Annotated in this window: 13 protein-coding genes; 6 read left to right on the top strand and 7 right to left on the bottom strand. The window is 42.2% G+C overall.

Annotation, left to right across the window (positions count from 1 at the left end; genetic code table 11):
- The first annotated feature begins 9 nt into the window (after window positions 1-9).
- The 4 genes from WCM76_00270 (at window position 10) to WCM76_00255 (ending at window position 5,941) form a co-directional block, all read left to right on the top strand.
- Window positions 10-1,761 carry a T9SS type A sorting domain-containing protein gene (locus WCM76_00270; protein MEI6764038.1) on the top strand — a complete coding sequence of 584 codons (1,752 nt, stop codon included), beginning with the start codon at window positions 10-12 and terminating at the stop codon, window positions 1,759-1,761.
- 58 nt (window positions 1,762-1,819) lie between these two features.
- The gene (locus WCM76_00265; protein MEI6764037.1) at window positions 1,820-3,598 is read left to right on the top strand and encodes a PKD domain-containing protein; all 1,779 of its coding nucleotides are present in this window, start codon (window positions 1,820-1,822) and stop codon (window positions 3,596-3,598) included.
- A 95-nt stretch (window positions 3,599-3,693) separates the two neighbouring features.
- Window positions 3,694-4,443, top strand: a complete 750-nt coding sequence (locus WCM76_00260) for a head GIN domain-containing protein (protein ID MEI6764036.1) — start codon at window positions 3,694-3,696, stop codon at window positions 4,441-4,443.
- Window positions 4,444-4,477: 34 nt separating this feature from the next.
- Complete coding sequence (locus WCM76_00255) at window positions 4,478-5,941, top strand: glycosyltransferase family 39 protein (GenBank protein ID MEI6764035.1); 1,464 nt, start codon at window positions 4,478-4,480, stop codon at window positions 5,939-5,941.
- A gap of 28 nt (window positions 5,942-5,969) precedes the next feature.
- Here WCM76_00255 and WCM76_00250 read toward each other — a convergent pair whose 3' ends face one another.
- A complete protein-coding gene (locus WCM76_00250) occupies window positions 5,970-7,316 on the bottom strand; it encodes a hypothetical protein (protein MEI6764034.1) in 1,347 nt (448 codons plus the stop codon).
- 475 nt (window positions 7,317-7,791) lie between these two features.
- Here WCM76_00250 and WCM76_00245 point away from each other — a divergent pair, with 475 nt between their 5' ends.
- Both WCM76_00245 and WCM76_00240 read left to right on the top strand, forming a co-directional pair.
- Window positions 7,792-9,339 (top strand): acyl-CoA carboxylase subunit beta, encoded by a 1,548-nt coding sequence (locus WCM76_00245; protein ID MEI6764033.1) that lies wholly within the window; start codon window positions 7,792-7,794, stop codon window positions 9,337-9,339.
- Between the two features lie 11 nt (window positions 9,340-9,350).
- Entirely contained in the window at window positions 9,351-9,677 is a 327-nt protein-coding gene (locus WCM76_00240) for a biotin/lipoyl-containing protein (GenBank protein ID MEI6764032.1), read from the top strand.
- A 1-nt stretch (window position 9,678) separates the two neighbouring features.
- Here WCM76_00240 and WCM76_00235 read toward each other — a convergent pair whose 3' ends face one another.
- The 6 genes from WCM76_00235 to gldM all read right to left on the bottom strand — a co-directional run bounded on the left by WCM76_00235 (window position 9,679) and on the right by gldM (window position 16,787).
- A complete protein-coding gene (locus WCM76_00235; GenBank protein MEI6764031.1) occupies window positions 9,679-10,488 on the bottom strand; it encodes a hypothetical protein in 810 nt (269 codons plus the stop codon).
- Window positions 10,485-12,011, bottom strand: coding sequence for a GH3 auxin-responsive promoter family protein (locus WCM76_00230; GenBank protein MEI6764030.1), 1,527 nt, complete (start codon window positions 12,009-12,011; stop codon window positions 10,485-10,487). Before WCM76_00230 ends, WCM76_00235 begins: the two co-directional genes overlap by 4 nt.
- 63 nt (window positions 12,012-12,074) lie before the next feature.
- A complete protein-coding gene (locus WCM76_00225; protein ID MEI6764029.1) occupies window positions 12,075-12,752 on the bottom strand; it encodes an NAD(P)H-binding protein in 678 nt (225 codons plus the stop codon).
- A 69-nt stretch (window positions 12,753-12,821) separates the two neighbouring features.
- Entirely contained in the window at window positions 12,822-14,102 is a 1,281-nt protein-coding gene (locus tag WCM76_00220) for a peptidoglycan DD-metalloendopeptidase family protein (protein ID MEI6764028.1), read from the bottom strand.
- A gap of 176 nt (window positions 14,103-14,278) precedes the next feature.
- Window positions 14,279-15,130 carry a gliding motility protein GldN gene (gene gldN / locus WCM76_00215; GenBank protein ID MEI6764027.1) on the bottom strand — a complete coding sequence of 284 codons (852 nt, stop codon included), beginning with the start codon at window positions 15,128-15,130 and terminating at the stop codon, window positions 14,279-14,281.
- A gap of 34 nt (window positions 15,131-15,164) precedes the next feature.
- Complete coding sequence (gene gldM / locus WCM76_00210) at window positions 15,165-16,787, bottom strand: gliding motility protein GldM (protein ID MEI6764026.1); 1,623 nt, start codon at window positions 16,785-16,787, stop codon at window positions 15,165-15,167.
- Window positions 16,788-16,810 lie beyond the last annotated feature (23 nt).

Genomic DNA, 16,810 nt, shown 5'->3' with positions numbered 1-16,810 from the left:
AACACCAAAATGAAAAAATTTACCTTGCATAAAATAATACTTCTCTCTGCCCTGATACTTATATTTCCATTATCAGGAATATCGCAGGGCGTATTACTAACCGGACCATTCAATGTTTCGGTATGCGCACCGCTTTCCGCTTCCTTTCATGTTCAGGCCGATTCAGGCAGCGGCAATTACATTTACCATTGGTACCTGAATTCTATTCTGCAAAATGATTCGACAAGCACTTATACATTCAACCAAACCGATACGAGCATGTCGGGCAGCACTATTTATTGTAAAGTGAGCGATATGGGCGTTTCCCATTACAGTGATACTGCAACTTTAGTTGTGCTCGATTGCAGCGTTCAGCCATTGCAGGTGGATGCCGGGATGAATTCCGTTGTCTGCGATTCATCGTGTATACAATTCAATCCATCAATAATTGGCGGTATGCCGCCTTACTCCTATCATTGGGCTCCTGCTAACGGATTCAATAATCCGGTTTTTGATCCGGCACTTCCGTCGCCCCTTGTTTGTTTTTATGATTCTGTTCTAACTCAGCCTTTATATCTTACATATTCACTCACGGTAAGCGATTCCCTTGGCAATACTGCGACAGACAGTCTCATGATTTCAGTGTTTCCGCTGCCGCAGGTTGAAGCCGGACACGATACATTAATCGTTCAAAATAGTTCAGTGCAGTTAAATGCAGTGGTTACGGTGGCTTCACCTCCCTGGTATTTTAACTGGATGCCATCCGCAGGTTTGAGCAATGCACTCACTGCAAGCCCCACTGCCAGCCCGCTTCAAACCACCACTTATACAGTTACCGTAACAACAAATACAGGTTGCACGGCTACAGATAAAATCACTATTTACGTATCGGCGCCTGTTTACCACAATATGGGCGGACAGGTGTTTGCAGGACTTTATCCTGTTGATATGGGAAATGCAGAGCTAACTATAATTAATGGAAACTACATGAATCAGGCCGGTTGGATGACTTTTGATACACTGGGTTATTTCTATTTTCCGCAACAGCTTGAGGCAAATTATTATGTGAAAAGTGAGCCTGCAGCAGGTTCTTCAGCATTCGGACTGTATGCACCAACCTATTATGGCGATGTTCTAAACTGGACAAGTGCGTCTGTGATTAACCTGAATTCAGATTTGTTCAATGAGGACATCCATTTGCTTTCCATTCCAGGACCCTCGCCCGGACCCGGAAACATCGGAGGAAGCGTATTTTCGGGGGCAAAAGGAGACGCAATATCTATGGCAGAAATAATTCTTAAAGATGGTTCAGGAAACATGCTTTCTTACAACAACACGGATGTATGGGGTCATTTCGAATTCAGCGGAATTGCCTACGGAACCTACATTTTACTTCCCGAAATAGCAGGAAAAACAGCAAATCCGGTTACTGTTGTTCTGAGTCCGAATACACCCGATATCACAAATCTGATTTTTACTGTGAACGAGCATTCTGTTGCAGCAGGCATTAATGAAGCTAGTGAAGAATCAGGCTTCAGCGCAGGAAATATCTTTCCCAATCCGGCTTCGGATTATGCATATATAAACCTCACCACACAAAAAACACTGAATGCACGTATTGATATCATTACCCTCGCAGGGCAAACGGCTCTTTCAACAGCTGAGACTATTTCAGATCAGTACCGTCTTCAAATAGATTTACGTAAATTGCCACAGGGTATTTATTATATTACCATCACAACAGAGGGCAACCTTATTACAAGAAAGCTCATTAAAATATAATTCAGTCATAAAATCCGGATATTAATTAACATAAAAATCAAACCTAATATTAAGCCTTATGAAAAAAATTCTAATCCTTGTAATGCTTGCGGCTTGCTTCATGAGCGCCAAAGCACAAAACGCAGACGACCTCTACATCTCAGGAACGGTGACCATTGCAGGAACAACAAATCCTGTAGCTAACCAAAATGTGATTATTTACGGCGACAGTATGAACACGCCCATAGTGAACGTGACCGTTGTCACAAATAATCTGGGCTTTTACTCTTATAATATTGTCGGTGGAAGTGTGATTGGTCCGAATAAAATCTTCCACGTTGCAACAGTAAGTTGTAATGTAATGCTTGATACTGCCATTTCTAATAATCAGGGAACGGTAAATACGGCTGTTGCCGATTTTGCTATTTGCCAGACTAATCCGGGTACCGGCTGCCAGCCAATAATTTCGTATTCACCGGACAGTCTCAGTAACCTCACCATGAATTTCTTTGGCGGTGTTTCTATGTTCACAGTGGGTACTGTCACATCATGGAGCTGGTCGTTTGGCGATGGCACAGGCAGTTCTGTTCAAAATCCTCAGCACACCTTTGCAACAGCAGGTCTGCATATTGTATGTCTTACCATTGCTACCGATTCAGGTTGTTCAAGTGTAGTTTGCGACAGTGTTTATGTTGGCTCAAATACCGGAAACTGCACATCAAACTTCAGCTATCAGGCAAGCGGTCTTATACTGAGTTTTACGGGCTATTCATCCAGTAATTATCCTGCAACATGGACATGGGATTTTGGAGACAGCACAGGCACCATCACCGGTATCAACAATGCCGTAACACATACTTATTTGGCACAGGGATATTATACTGTATGTCTTACAACACTTGATTCAACAGGATGTACCGACACCTATTGCCAGACTATTTTCGCGGGTCCGAATGTATTCAACAGCCTTTGCGGGACGGTGAGTGCAGGCGGTGCACTGCTCGACCATGGTCTTGCAACATTATACACCATTGATACGACAAACGGAACGGTAACATGGTATCAAACCGTAGTACTTGACTCATCAAGCCACTATTGCTTCCTCAACATCCCCAATGGAACCTACATCGTTCTTGCTACACCCGACAGCAATTCATCGGTATTTAATCTGTATTTCCCGACTTATTACGGCGATGTTCTCAACTGGGGCGATGCCACTGTTATCATTGTTCCGGGCAATCCCGCTCCCGGTTGGGATATTAATCTGATTGGATTCAACACACCCAGTCCCGGTAACGGAAACATTGGAGGCGGTCTGTTTTTGGGCGGTGCTAAAGGAATTGGCGATGCAGTTCCCGGCGTAACAGTACTCCTTTATGATGCTTCACTTGATGCATTGATAAGCACCGTAAGTGATGATAACGGACATTTTAATTTTTCAAATCTTGCCTACGGCACTTATACCGTTTACCCTGAAATTCCGGGATTGAACACCGTGCCGGCAGTTGTGATTCTTAGCTCAACAAATCCCGATGCAGACAATCTTTATTTCTCGGTTAACAGCGATCAGATTGTGGCAGGCATTGAACAGCAAGATGCACAGATAACATCTGTAAGCGATGTGTATCCGAACCCCGCCAATGCCAACTCAGGAATCGCGGTTGTATTGCAGAAACCGGCACAGCTGAATGTAACTGTTTTGGATATAACCGGCAGAAAACTTTCAGAAAAAAATCTCAGTCTGGCAGTTGGAAATCATTTTATCAATGTCAATGCCGAAAAACTGACTAGCGGCGTTTACCGGATTATTTTAACAAGCGATGACGGAAACCGCATTATCAGGCAATTTGTAAAATAACCCCTGTTCATGTTGTTGTAAAAGGCTGCTTCTGCAAAGGCGGCCTTTTACTTTTTATGTAAATTTGTTCATTACAATTTACTTCCGGAAAACGAATGATGATTCCATTTCGCAAATATTATTTATTGTTTTTTGCAACCATTCTCGTGCTGCCGCTTGCCTGCAAAAAAGAGAATTCCTGCGACTGCTTTAAAAGTACCGGAGATATTATTACCGAGAACCGCACACCGGGTTTGGTGAACCGTATTATTCTTGATGATAACATCAATCTGATACTGACTTCCGGGAATGCCGTTCAACTGAGCGTGGAGGCAGGCGAAAATCTGCTACCGCTGATTAAAACAGAAATAGCCGGCAATGAAATCCACATTCGAAACGACAATAAATGCAACTGGGTAAGAAGCTATAAATACAAGCCAACAGTCTATCTTACCGTGCCAATGGTTGATTACATTGAATACAGCGGCAGTGGCGACATCACGATGACAAATACGTTTTACTGCGATACCATTGCAGTGAACTCATGGGACGGTTCGGGCACCATTAATCTCAATCTGAACTGTAACGCATCCCACCTGAATATCCATACGGGTCCGGCTGATATCAATGTTACAGGCAATGTTGGTCAAAGTTACATTTGGTATGTAGGAAATGGAATGATACATGCCGAAAATTTCAGCTCATTTTACACATACATCACAAACAAAGGCACCGGAAACTGCTATCTGAATGTTACGAATGAATTGTACGCGAATATAACCTGGACGGGCTGCATTTATTATCGCGGGAATCCGCAAATCGTGGTTCCTAACATCAGCGGCAAGGGAACGCTCATCAAGGAATAATGCAAGGACTTTACCTCTTGAGATAACAACATAAATGACACTTGCCAACAATAATAGTACAAGCGATAAACAAAAAGGCTGGCTGATTTTTGCTGGAGTCATTCTCTTCAATTTTGTATTAAAGGCCCTTTTTGCAGGCTCAAATCAGCTTGCTCTGGACGAACCATTTACCGTATTTTATTCGCAACAGCCGTTGTCGGAAATTTTTAAAATGCTCGGTCAGGAAAATAATCCGCCCTTGCATTTTATCTTTCTGCATTTCTGGATAAAATTATTCGGAATAAGTGAGATTTCGGTACGCATGCCATCTATCATTTTCAGCTCTGTGGCTGCCGGAATTATATTCCTTATCGGTAAAAGGTACATTTCACTGATTTCAGGCCTGCTGGCGGCCATACTGTTCACCTTTTCCACGTTGAACATATATTTTGCACATGAAGCCCGGGTTTATGCTCTGTTTACAATGTTATCGGCACTTTCATTGTATTATTATCTCAGGCTGGTGACCGAAGACCAAAGCATAAGCGCCCGTGCAGCTCTGGTCATAGTAAATGTGTTGGCGCTGTATTCACATTATCTGGGTGCATTGATTATTATCGCACAGATACTGCTGTTCTTTATAATGCCCGGACCGGTTCGCAAAAAAGTTCTTCGCCCGCTTATTGCTGTTACGGCTTTTACCGTTCTTTTTTACGTGCCGAATATTTACATTTTTATTAGTCGTCTAAGCCTTTACAACGTCTCCAGTTCATGGCTCAACCAGCCCGAATTCGCCGGTCTTTACGACAATATCATGAAATACAGCAACGCTCCTGTTGTGGCCGTCACATTCATTACTCTGATAGTTGCTGCTTTTATTGCCTTCCTTGTAAAAAGGAAGAATGAAAAAATCTCCGCGGCTGCAAGAATTCTAGCAGTCCATTTTATTATTTTGTACGTAGGCATTTTTTTAATCTCTTTCCGATTCCCTTCATTTTGGGATCGTTATCTCAGCTTCGTTTTCCCTTCATTTTATCTCTTAATTGCACTTTCCATCAGTTATTTATTCCGACGTGGTGCTTTGCAATGGATGTTGCCCGCCCTGTTGACGCTGCTTATGACAGCAAGCGTGAATATAAACAGGTCAAACAGAAACGACACTCGGGTTATTGCAGAATTAATCAAGAGTTATCCTGTAAGCAGCCGGAAAGTAGTTATTTATCCCTCATGGACTGAAAAAGGAATTGTTTATTACTATAATCGGGAGTATTTTAAAAATTGGAATTCATTCAATACATCCTTACAAAATGATAATATTTTTGCGCAGGACATTCCCGACGAAATCATGAAAATTGCGTCACAAGATACGCTTACCCTCATTTATATTCAAACAGGCACCAACAAAGGCACACCCGAAGATTCGCCCTACAACCGTCTGAAGCGCCATTATTCCAACTGTACTGACCGCGACGAATTTGGCGGTTTTTATGTGAGTATTTTCTCGGGAAACAAAAAGTAAAATTCCACAAAACATTTCATGCATTGCATTATTCGGGCACTGAAGACTTGTTCAGCAAATCAGCGTTCGGATTTTCCTTTTTAACAATCAGATCAACCCTCATAAAAACATTCCAGTACCGCTCTTTATTCATCTCATCCCAATGGATAAAATAGTATCGGTACTGATAGGTTTGCACCTGGCACATGAGAAAGCAGCATAAACAAAGTGAAATGAACACCCTTTTCATGTGCCGTTTAATACTATTCAATGTATATGCCAGCAAAATTGCAAAAACAAAAAGGTATTCAACAATTGGGCGTGTTCCGAAACTGCCTCCATACCACCAGTTCCACCAGCATGACAATACGTAAATTAAAATTCCAGCAAAAAACAGCAGCGAATAAAATTGCCATTTGCTTTTTCTATAAAGAAAAATGAAGCCTGTAAGCGACAGCAGTATTACCGGTAAATAAAGGAATAAGCCTTTCTTATAACTGAACAGAAATGCCCCCAAACGCGGACTCAAAAAGTGAAACGATTCGTTCCCGTATGAATAAACCAGAAATGAGCCGGTGGCTATTTTATAATAAACAAGTTGCAACGATAGTATGCAGGCAAAAGCAAGCAGCGAGAGCAACAAAACCGGTATACGGTTTCGAAGACCGGCAAATATCCTGACCATATTTTCTTTTGAACCGGCCAGAAAAGGCAGCAATAAAACAATCAAACCATTCACCGGTCTGATAATAATTATCATTGCCAGCAACATAAAAAGAACGGGCAGAATTTTTGCCTGCTGCGTTTCACCATACCTGATAGCCCGCAGAACAAAGATGTTGATAAAGGCGAATGAATAAACATGCGACATTGCCGGCTCGCTGGTTGAGTAGAAAAAAAGATTGGTCGCAAAAAGTATCAGCCCCAACACGAATGCAATCATCTTCGGATTTTGAAAATAGCGCGATAAAATTCTGCGCAGCGCTAGCAACCCGGCCAGGCAATAAAAGATAGCGGCTATATTAAGCCCCCAGGCATACCAAAAAGAATATCCGTTGACGTCAAGTCCGGTAATCAGCGTTATTATATGCCCTAATAAAAAGAATGGCACAATGGCAAGCGCAGTGCCGCAATACCATTTATCAAAATTGGGAATCGTTGTTTCCTTACGGAAATCGAAATCAGGGCGTGCAGCAAAATCCGTTTTCTGAACCTTATCAATAAATGAAAAGCTTAAATCATGGTAAATAAACACCGCCGGCAGGTAGGAATAATAGCCGTTGGAATCGGCAAGAAAAAAGCCCTTCCATCGCTTACCGCCCCAGTTAACGTTCCAGCAATACAAACAAAGAATGATTGTAAAAATATAAGGCGCGAAACGGGCGACGGTTTTCATTGTCAGAAATACTATTGATTAAACTCCGGTAACAGAGCTCATGAAATTCATTACCATGCAAAATAAACCTTTTTTGTCAATACCGCATTTAGCTCATTGTCGTCAGATGAAACAATTTCTCAGTGAAATTCTTTATAAATCATCAAATTGTGGTAACCGATTAATAATTGTATTATAAAATAATGATATACAGTAATTAAGACGCCTATACGTATTAATACCTGCTATTTTTGTCTGCTTTGGGTATTTTCTTAATAATTCTTAAAATTCGCTCAAGCGCAAAAAATTATACTACCTTTGAATTCCTATTAAAAAAAGTGATTGATAATTTACTGACAAACAGCATTTTACAGACAATACCTCCTTTAAAATTCTGTAGGTATCAGTAAATCAAAAAGTAAGAAAGCACCTGAAGCCAAAAGTGTAGTTAATAGGGGATTTTAAGTGTGCACTATGTAAACTAATCTATTAAATAATGTCTTTACGTCAGAAAACTGTTGATTTAAAAAAAAGAATGCAGGGCGCCCTGCAGGGTGGTGGCGAAAAAGCTGTTGAAAAGCAAAAGGCAGTTGGTAAAATGACTGCCAGAGAGCGCATCATTGCGTTGCTCGATCCCAATTCTTTTCATGAATATGACTTATTCGTTGAACATGCCGGCAAAGATTTCGACATGGATAAAAAATACCTTCCGGGCGACGGTGTTGTTACCGGAACGGGCACTATCAGTGGCTATCCCATCTGTATTTTTGCGCAGGACTTTACTGTTGCGGGCGGTTCTCTGGGCTATATGCATGCCAAAAAGATTACCAAGATTATGGATCACGCCATGAAATTGAAAGTTCCCCTGATTGGAATCAACGATTCGGGCGGCGCACGTATTCAGGAAGGCGTAAACTCCCTTGCCGGTTACGGTGAAATTTTTTACCGCAACACACAGGCTTCAGGAGTTATTCCGCAGATTTCGGTAATATTAGGTCCTTGCGCAGGCGGGGCCGTATATTCACCTGCCCTTACGGATTTCGTATTTGTGGTGGATAAGATTTCGAAGATGTTTATTACCGGTCCGGAAGTTATTAAAACGGTGCTTGGCGAAGACATTTCTATGGAAGACCTCGGAGGCGCCCTCGTGCATGCCGAAACCACAGGCAACGCGCATTTCTTCGCCGAAAGTGAACTGGAATGTTTTGAGCAGATAAAGAAGCTGGTGAGTTTTATTCCCTGGAACAATGCTAAAAAAGCAGAATCGTTTCAGCCCAAACAACCCAAAACCAAATATTTTAAAATTGAAGAGCATTTTCCTACCGACGCCAAAGCTCCTTATGATGTTCGCAATATCATAAAGTCAATTTGCGATGAATCGGAATTTTTCGAAGTTCAGGAAAAATTTGCTGCCAACATTGTAATCGGTTTTGCCCGCATCAACGGACAGTCGGTTGGTTTTGTAGCCAATCAGCCGCTCGTGCTGGCAGGTGTTCTCGATGTTGACTCATCTGACAAAGCAGCCCGTTTTATCCGCTTCTGCGATGCCTTTAACATCCCACTGGTTACCCTTGTTGACTTGCCGGGTTATCTGCCGGGCGTTGATCAGGAACATGCAGGTGTTATCCGCCACGGTGCAAAATTATTGTATGCCTATTCGGAAGCTACCGTTCCAAAAATTACTGTAATCCTTCGCAAAGCCTACGGTGGCGGCTATATCGCCATGTGCTCAAACCATCTTCGTGCCGACTTTGTATTTGCATGGCCGACAGCAGAAATTGCGGTGATGGGTCCTGAAGGTGCTGCCAATATTATCTTCCGTACAGAGATTATCAATGCCGAGAATCCGGAAGAAATGCGTAAGAAAAAAGTGAACGAGTATCGCGAAAAATTCGCGAACCCATACGTAGCAGCAGCATACGGTTATGTTGATGCTGTAATTGAACCGAATAAAACAAGGCAGTATATCATTCATGCTATGGATATTTCGGCACAGAAAACCGAAACCAGACCGTATAAAAAACATGGTATCCCGCCATTTTAATCAAACATTGAATGGAAGAACAACAAGAAAATATCCCCTGGGAAATACTGTATGTGCAGGATACCCGCTATAAAACCCTTCTGACAAAAAAATTCAGGGAACGCAAGCACTATGAGCCTACGAATCCTAAATTGCTTTTGGCTTTTATTCCCGGTACCATACAGAGTGTATATGTGAAACCGGGTCAGAAAGTAAAAAAAGGCGATAAACTTGTGGGATTGGAAGCCATGAAAATGATTAACGAGATTCTCGCCCCCTTCAATGGTGTTGTTGCAAAAGTGAATGTGAAGGTTGGCGAACGCGTTCCCAAAAACGAGGTGCTGGTAGAGCTGAAATAAATTACTTTTTTACCGAATAAATGTATAAACTTCCCCTTTTCAGGGCGAAGAGCATTCCGTTTTCGTATGCCACCGATGCAATATCGGTTATTGGCAGCATGGATATTGCTTCCTCTTTTGATTTCATGTTGTAGCTATGCAACTCATTGCCCGTTAAAAAAATGAGATTATCATCCTTTACCGTAAACCATTTCACCTTCAGGAATGGCAGGCAGCGCAAATAGGCTCCATAGCGGTCAAACATCAGAATGCCCCGCGCAGTATCTTTCAGATACACCGTATTGCCCGCTTCAAACAAGGCATTGGGATGAATTTCGAAACCTGTAATCTGGTTGATATTTCCGGTAATCTGGTCTTGCTGCAAGGCATTGGTAAACCGCACCAATTGCACCGATGAGGGATCATATATCCAAAAAGCGTTCTGGTATGACAGGCATGCAAGACTTGCCGACTGAAAACCCAGAGGCGCCAGACTGATATCGCTTCCCTGAGCCGACATCGTTTTATCTAAAAATTTTATCCGGCCATAGTCATTATAAAAAAGAAGTATTTTGAGCGGATCGCTGGCATCTGCGCAGGTTATTGGACCGTCGATGAGCTTACAGTAGGTTCCGGTAAGATTTCCATACATGTCGTAACGGCTTACCTGATTTCCGTTTATCAGATATACGAAACCGAGTTCATCAGAAATAATATAATCGCCTTTAGCAGGGATTGAATCTATAAACTGCCATCCGTTCTGCCCGCTTGCCGAAAGCATCGCGACAAGCAGCATAACGCTTAAGAATATTTTTCTGGAAGTTCCTTTCATAATCCGACTTTATTAATAACAATCATCAGCAGGTCGTCAATATATCGGCGGTCATTGTACAGGCGTGGTACTTTATTTTGGCCACCCAGCTTTCCTTTATGTTTCATCCAGTTATAAAAAGAGCCTTCGGGAAGTACCGTTATCAAAGGCTCGTGAAGCACCATGTTTTTGTATCGTTTTGCTTCATAGTCGGAGTTCAAGGCTTTCAGAGCGTTGTCGAATACTTCTGTAAAATATCCCAGATTTTGTGGCACTTCAACAAACTCAATAGCCCATTCATGCGCAGCGCCTCCAATTTCTGCTTTTGCTGCGGGGGCAGCGGTATATTCTTTTACAGAAGCGCCGGTCTTTTTACAGGCAGTGTCCAGCGCCATATCTGCATTATCAATCATCAGTTCCTCACCATATACATTTATGAAATTTTTGGTCCTTCCGGTAATGCGGATACGAAACGGATCGAGTGAAGTGAACTGTATGGTATCGCCGATAAGATAGCGCCACAGACCGCTGTTGGTTGAAATAATCAAGGCATAATTGGTGTGCAGGCTTACTTCGTCGAGCCCGAGTGTTTTCGGAAACGCAAGTCCAAGCTGGTCAAGTGGCATAAACTCGTAATACACGCCATAATCAAGCATCAGCAGCATATCATCGGCACCAATCCTGTCCTGCAACCCGAAGAACCCTTCCGAGGCATTGTATGTTTCAATATAAGCAACCTGGCTGCCGGGCAGCAGCCTGTGAAACTGTTCGCGGTAGGGTGTCAGAGAAACGCCTCCGTGAAAATACACTTCAAGTCCCGGCCATACTTCCAGAATATTATTCTTGCCGGTAACCTGAAGGATTCGTTGCAGCAGCACGAGTGTCCATGAAGGAACGCCCGAAATATTGGTAACATTTTCCTTGATGGTAAGCTCTGCCATCAGGTCTATTTTTTCTTCCCATTCATCCATCAGGGCAACACTCAGTTCGGGTGTACGGATGTACTGTGCCCAGAATGGCATATTTTGCATCAAAATAGCTGAAAGGTCGCCATAGTAAACTTCATTGCCATATTCTCCGGCACTGTGACTACCACCCAGCATAAGCCCTTTACCGTCGAAAATACGTGTTTCGGGGTACAGGGTGCAATAAATGGTAAGAAGGTCTTTACCGCCTTTAAAATGGCATTCTTCAACAGAATCTTCGCTAACCGGAATATACTTACTTTTATCGCCGGTAGTCCCCGAGCTTTTTGCAAACCATTTAATATCCTGAGGCCAGAGAATATTCTGCTCACCGCGTCTCACACGGTCAATGTAGGGTTTTATTTCTTCGTAAGTACTTACAGGCACCCGTTCCCTAAATTGTGAAGGGCGCGTAATCGAGAAGTAATCATATTTTAAACCCCATTCCGTTTCTTTTGCCGACAGCATCAATCGCCTCAGCCATTCCTGCTGCACATCAACGGGGTACATCAGAAAAAGCTCGATCTGATGCATCCTTTTCTTCATCAGCCACGATAAAACAGAATTCAGAATAGCCATATTATGCTTTGATTGAAACTTACCGTAAAATTACGGCAGAATTCTTTTTGTCCAATAAATAAATCAGCCCTGTTCAGAAGTCTCTCTTCCCAATCCTTGTAAAATGCCTGATTCAACAATATTAAACCCGGTCAATTCTTGTTTTGAGAGATGAATCATTGCTTTTGCAACAACGGTATCGCGGATGCCCCTGTATTTCCTCAATCCGCCGACCATTAAAAAGCCGAAGATGCTCATTATAACTTTTGCAATGGCCTCTCCGGTGCGTTTCTCGTCGCGGTGACCCATTAGAAATGATGGTCGGAGAATGCTCACCGCCGGAATGCCGGCAGTTTTTAAATCATCTTCCATTGTTCCTTTGGTTCGCAGGTAAAAATTTCCTGAAGCCGAATTTGCCCCGATTGATGATATTACAAGAAAATTGTGTGCGCCTGATTTTTTGGCAACCTTGGCCAAACTCATCACGTAATCATGATCTACTTTAACAAATGCCTGCTGGGAACCGGCTCTTTTAATAGTCGTGCCCAAACAGCAGAATAGGCTTCTTGCTTCAGTTGTCTGTGCCTCCATTGTATCAAAATCAATGATCGTTTCCTTAAGTTTAGGATGGGAAACTGAAAGGCTTTTGCGCACCCATATTTCTACTTCCGAATAATACGGATCCGATAAAAGCAGATTGAGACACTGTTTTCCGATGAGCCCCGAAGCTCCAACGAGCAATGCTTTAGGAGTTGTATTCATAATAACATGCGTTTAATGATTTAATCAATCCGGATAATAATCTGAAAAGACTGCTATAAATGCAACGGACTACCGTCCTGCAAGCCAAATGGCAGGATTACACAAGAGCTTTCCTTCCCAAACTTCAAAATGAAGTTCTGTTTTCCCGTCAGAATCGCCGGTATATACCGTTCCAATGCGTTGTTTCGTACTAACATTCTGACCTTTGCTCACACTTACCGATTCAAGATTAGAGTAGACAGTAAAGTAATCGCCATGGCGGATAAGCACTGCTTTATTCGTATTTGTAATAACAATGATGCTTGTAACAATGCCGTTGAATACCGCTCTTGCCGAACTTCCTTTTTTGGTTGCAATGTCGATACCATTATTTTTCACCATAATACCATCAAGTACCGCATGCGGATGTTCACCAAAAGAACTGCTGATAACGCCTGATTCAACAGGCCAGGGCAGTTTCCCTTTATTACTGATGAAATTATCAGACAGCACCTTTTCTTCCGGTGTAAGCACTGTCCGCGCGGTAGTAGTAGCCGTTACCGTTTTATTCGTTTTCCTGGCCGATTTATTGATTTCCTCAGAAATCAGTGATTCAATTTTTCCTTTAAGTTTAGCCGCTTCCGCCTTCTTTTCATTGAGCGCTTTTTTAATTTCCGATTCCTTCTTTTTAAGGCCTTTCAAAGCATTGTCTTTTTCAGCTTTTTCGAGGGCAAGTTTTTCTTTTTCCTGCTCATTTGATTGCAGCAACTGGTTCTTGTTTTCCTTCTCCTGCTTGAGATCCTGATTTTTCAGAATTATCTGACCCTGAGTTTCAGCAATGAGTTCTACCTGCCTGCGGCGATAATCATTGTATTGCTGAAAATAGCGCAGGCGCTGGTATGCCTGGTCAAAATCATCTGAAGCGAAAATAAACATCAGTCGTGTGTAGGCGTGACGGCTTTTATAAGCGTTATAAATCATTCGGGCATATTCATCTTTAAGCACCTGCAAATTTTCCTGATGCTTCTGAATCTCTTGATTATTCTCACTTATCTGTTGGTCAATAAGTCCAACTTCTGAATTTATCTCATCAATCAGGTCTTCGCGTTTTGATATTTTATTTTTAAGCAGGTTCACCTGATTCAGCGAAAGCTCTTTTGATTTTTTGGTGTCGGAAAGCAGCTGTTTATAGTATTCTATTTCGGATTCAATTTGCTTCTTTTTATCGAGAAGCTTGTCTTTTTGGCTTTGATTCTGGCTGCTTGCAAAGGGAAACATGAGCAATACCAGGCAAATAAAAAATACCGAATACAGGGAAATGAGTAATTTCCGCCAACCCTTAAACGATATTTTTTTCCAACGTTCTGCCATAGCCAAATCCTATACAGCGAAAATAGAATAATATTTTATGTTTAACGCAGCAATGATGATAAAAGTTTTAACAGCGCGATATTAACAGCTTCAATTAAAATGAATGCAAATGGAGAAAAACTCTTGTGTATAATACGGGCAAAAAAAAACCGGCAGATGCCGGTTTTTTTTTAATTCTAGTATTCCCAGAGGTCATGTTCCATGCGGAACAGCTCCCCTTTTATGCGGTCAGCTTCAAGCAAGCCATCCATGCCTTTGGCATATTGAATAACCCTGCGGTCATATACGTTGCTTTCTTTGTAGATATAGCTGCCGAACATTCGTTTCATAAAAATGTCGTCATACGATCTGCGTTCTGCATCATTCCATTTATTGAACACGTCGTTTTTGGCAAATATCTGGCGGCATTCCGGAAAATAAACCCAGAACAATGGCTTATAGCCTCTGAATTCGCCGGTAACCACGTCATAATCCTCAAGAATCGGACACAGACCCAAAATACGTACATCCATTACGGAACGTTGTTTATCGAAGAACCAGTCTTCCTTCACCCTGATAAGATATACATCAGAAGCTCTGAAAGGGTTCGAAATAACAGAATCATATTCATCGTAAGGCGGCTCAGCTCTTGTAAGTTTCATTGTATCTTGCTTATCAAGAGATTTCAGCAGAACATCGGGAGCAAGTAGTGTCAGGAATTCCTCGTTACCTGCATCATAAGCATGTATTGAGCCTTCTTTTACTGCACCATAAATAATCTGCATCAGACTTTTACGACCGGCCATTTCCTCAATAGGGTAAAACATGGGGAGGTTCATCTTTTGTCTCATGTCAATGACGCGCCAAATTCTTTTCGACCACATCACATCGGCTTCCCTGAGTGAAGGATAAGGAACGGGCTCCCGCTGACCAATATGAACTTTATCATACACACCATCGCGCGGGGTGTTATTGTTTTGCGCATGGGCGCTCTGCAGAAGCAGGAGAAAGCATCCTGTTATCGAAAGCACTGCCAAAAGTTTTTTCATATAACCTCCTTTATTAAAGGATTAAGTGTTTTTATTAGATGATCTTAAGACTGATGGTACCTAAATTACGGGTAGAGCCGTCAGGACCTTTGGCCTTAATATCTTCAATATATACTTTTTGATTTTTGCCTGCATTCTGAATCATTGATTTCATTTCAGCCGAGAGCTGGTTGCCGGTGGTTTGTTTTGTTACAAGGTCACCTTGTTTGCTCATTGTAAGAGAGAAAGAAATGATGGTAAATTGCAAGTCAAAATCGAAGTTTTCCATTCTCGGAATCAGTGGTGAAGCCATCAGAGCGCCTTTGCTCACTGGGCCGCCTTTGGTTCCGGCAATGTATGCAACGGGATCAGGAACGCGTTTTACGCGAAAGTCCATGCTTCCCATACTTCGTGTACTGCCGCCCATAGCTGCCGACACCGTAACTTTACACATAGATGCTGCAGTTGTTGGTGTAGTAACAGTAACCGTGTACTGTCCGTCGCCGGCAGCTTTGGCTATTGATCCACCACCACCGGTAATGGTTACTCTGACATTAGCATTTGCAACGCCGGGAACAGAAATAGAAACCGGGTTCGGAACACCAATATAGAACACGTTCATTTTGGTCGGAGAAATGGTTGCAGAAGGCTGTGCTACTACATACTCGCCGCTGAAAGGGTAAGATTTTGTACCACCGCTTGGGTTTGTTACGTTAATAACGCCACCATAGGTTCTTACACCAATGCCGCCGGCACCGAGTTTCAGTTTACCAACACCATTGACACCTTCAACAGTGATTTTTTCGCCGCTGATTTCATAAGTATTTGAATCAACCGCTGAACCAACAATAATCTCCGGTGTTTGTTTTGTATCATATGCAGCCACAAAAATATCTGCTTCAAAGCTTTCGCCTGTGAGCACGTAAGTAGATTTCGGCACTACTTTCGCGCCAATCTGGTCAAATTTGAAGTCTTCAACATTGATAGCAGTATAAAGTTGTGCAACCACATCAAATTCGGCATTTTTCACTTCAGCGATGAGTTTATTAAGAATAACAACATCGGCAGCCATAATAGTATGGTAGAAGTTATGCATCTCCCAGGTGTGTTTTTCGCCGTCAGCACCGTAGAAAGGGCCTTCAACATTCAAACCCAGTTTTAGGGTATTGCGGTATTTAGGATCAATCAAATCCAGCATTTTCTTTTTGAATTCCTGAATTTTTATTTTGAGTGCTCCTGCCTGTCCGGCGCTACCGTCTTGGGATTCGCCAATGAAATAGTGAGTTGCCTGATCATATTTATCTCTGGCGCTGACATTACGTATATTGATAGTATCGGCTTCAGCTACAGGAATACCTCCTTCGAGAGAAATAATATCGGCTTTACATTTATTAATGAAATCAACCATATCTTTTGAAATTGCCTTGGCCTGCATGGCTTTATCATAGTATGGTTGAACTTTGGCTTTACTTAAAGCCAGAGCTTTGGAAAAAGCGGCGTAGTTGCCTTCTATCTTCTTGGTGAAATTCTCATTCGTAATCACAAGACTCTCGTTCACAATAAGAAACGAATCGAGAATTTCCTTAGACACATTCAGAGCCAGAAGAGCAGTCAACACCAGGTACATCATCCCTATCATTCTTTGCCGGGGGGTTTCCGGACAATTACTTGATCCCATAATGTTACTTCAATTAGAATTTA

Source organism: Bacteroidota bacterium, assembly GCA_037133915.1.
Taxonomy (GTDB): Bacteria; Bacteroidota; Bacteroidia; order Bacteroidales; family CAIWKO01; genus JBAXND01.
Note: the sequence above shows the minus strand (reverse complement) of the source record. Positions and strands in the feature narration are given on the sequence as shown.

What these genes read in the sequence shown, in the direction of transcription:
- WCM76_00230 (MEI6764030.1), bottom strand. Translation starts at nt 12,011, where the DNA reads ATGGCTATTCTGAATTCTGTTTTATCGTGGCTGATGAAGAAAAGGATG.
- WCM76_00270 (MEI6764038.1), top strand. Translation starts at nt 10, where the DNA reads ATGAAAAAATTTACCTTGCATAAAATAATACTTCTCTCTGCCCTGATA.
- WCM76_00250 (MEI6764034.1), bottom strand. Translation starts at nt 7,316, where the DNA reads ATGAAAACCGTCGCCCGTTTCGCGCCTTATATTTTTACAATCATTCTT.
- WCM76_00260 (MEI6764036.1), top strand. Translation starts at nt 3,694, where the DNA reads ATGATGATTCCATTTCGCAAATATTATTTATTGTTTTTTGCAACCATT.
- WCM76_00245 (MEI6764033.1), top strand. Translation starts at nt 7,792, where the DNA reads ATGTCTTTACGTCAGAAAACTGTTGATTTAAAAAAAAGAATGCAGGGC.
- WCM76_00235 (MEI6764031.1), bottom strand. Translation starts at nt 10,488, where the DNA reads ATGAAAGGAACTTCCAGAAAAATATTCTTAAGCGTTATGCTGCTTGTC.
- WCM76_00225 (MEI6764029.1), bottom strand. Translation starts at nt 12,752, where the DNA reads ATGAATACAACTCCTAAAGCATTGCTCGTTGGAGCTTCGGGGCTCATC.
- WCM76_00240 (MEI6764032.1), top strand. Translation starts at nt 9,351, where the DNA reads ATGGAAGAACAACAAGAAAATATCCCCTGGGAAATACTGTATGTGCAG.
- WCM76_00265 (MEI6764037.1), top strand. Translation starts at nt 1,820, where the DNA reads ATGAAAAAAATTCTAATCCTTGTAATGCTTGCGGCTTGCTTCATGAGC.
- WCM76_00255 (MEI6764035.1), top strand. Translation starts at nt 4,478, where the DNA reads ATGACACTTGCCAACAATAATAGTACAAGCGATAAACAAAAAGGCTGG.
- gldN (MEI6764027.1), bottom strand. Translation starts at nt 15,130, where the DNA reads ATGAAAAAACTTTTGGCAGTGCTTTCGATAACAGGATGCTTTCTCCTG.
- WCM76_00220 (MEI6764028.1), bottom strand. Translation starts at nt 14,102, where the DNA reads ATGGCAGAACGTTGGAAAAAAATATCGTTTAAGGGTTGGCGGAAATTA.
- gldM (MEI6764026.1), bottom strand. Translation starts at nt 16,787, where the DNA reads ATGGGATCAAGTAATTGTCCGGAAACCCCCCGGCAAAGAATGATAGGG.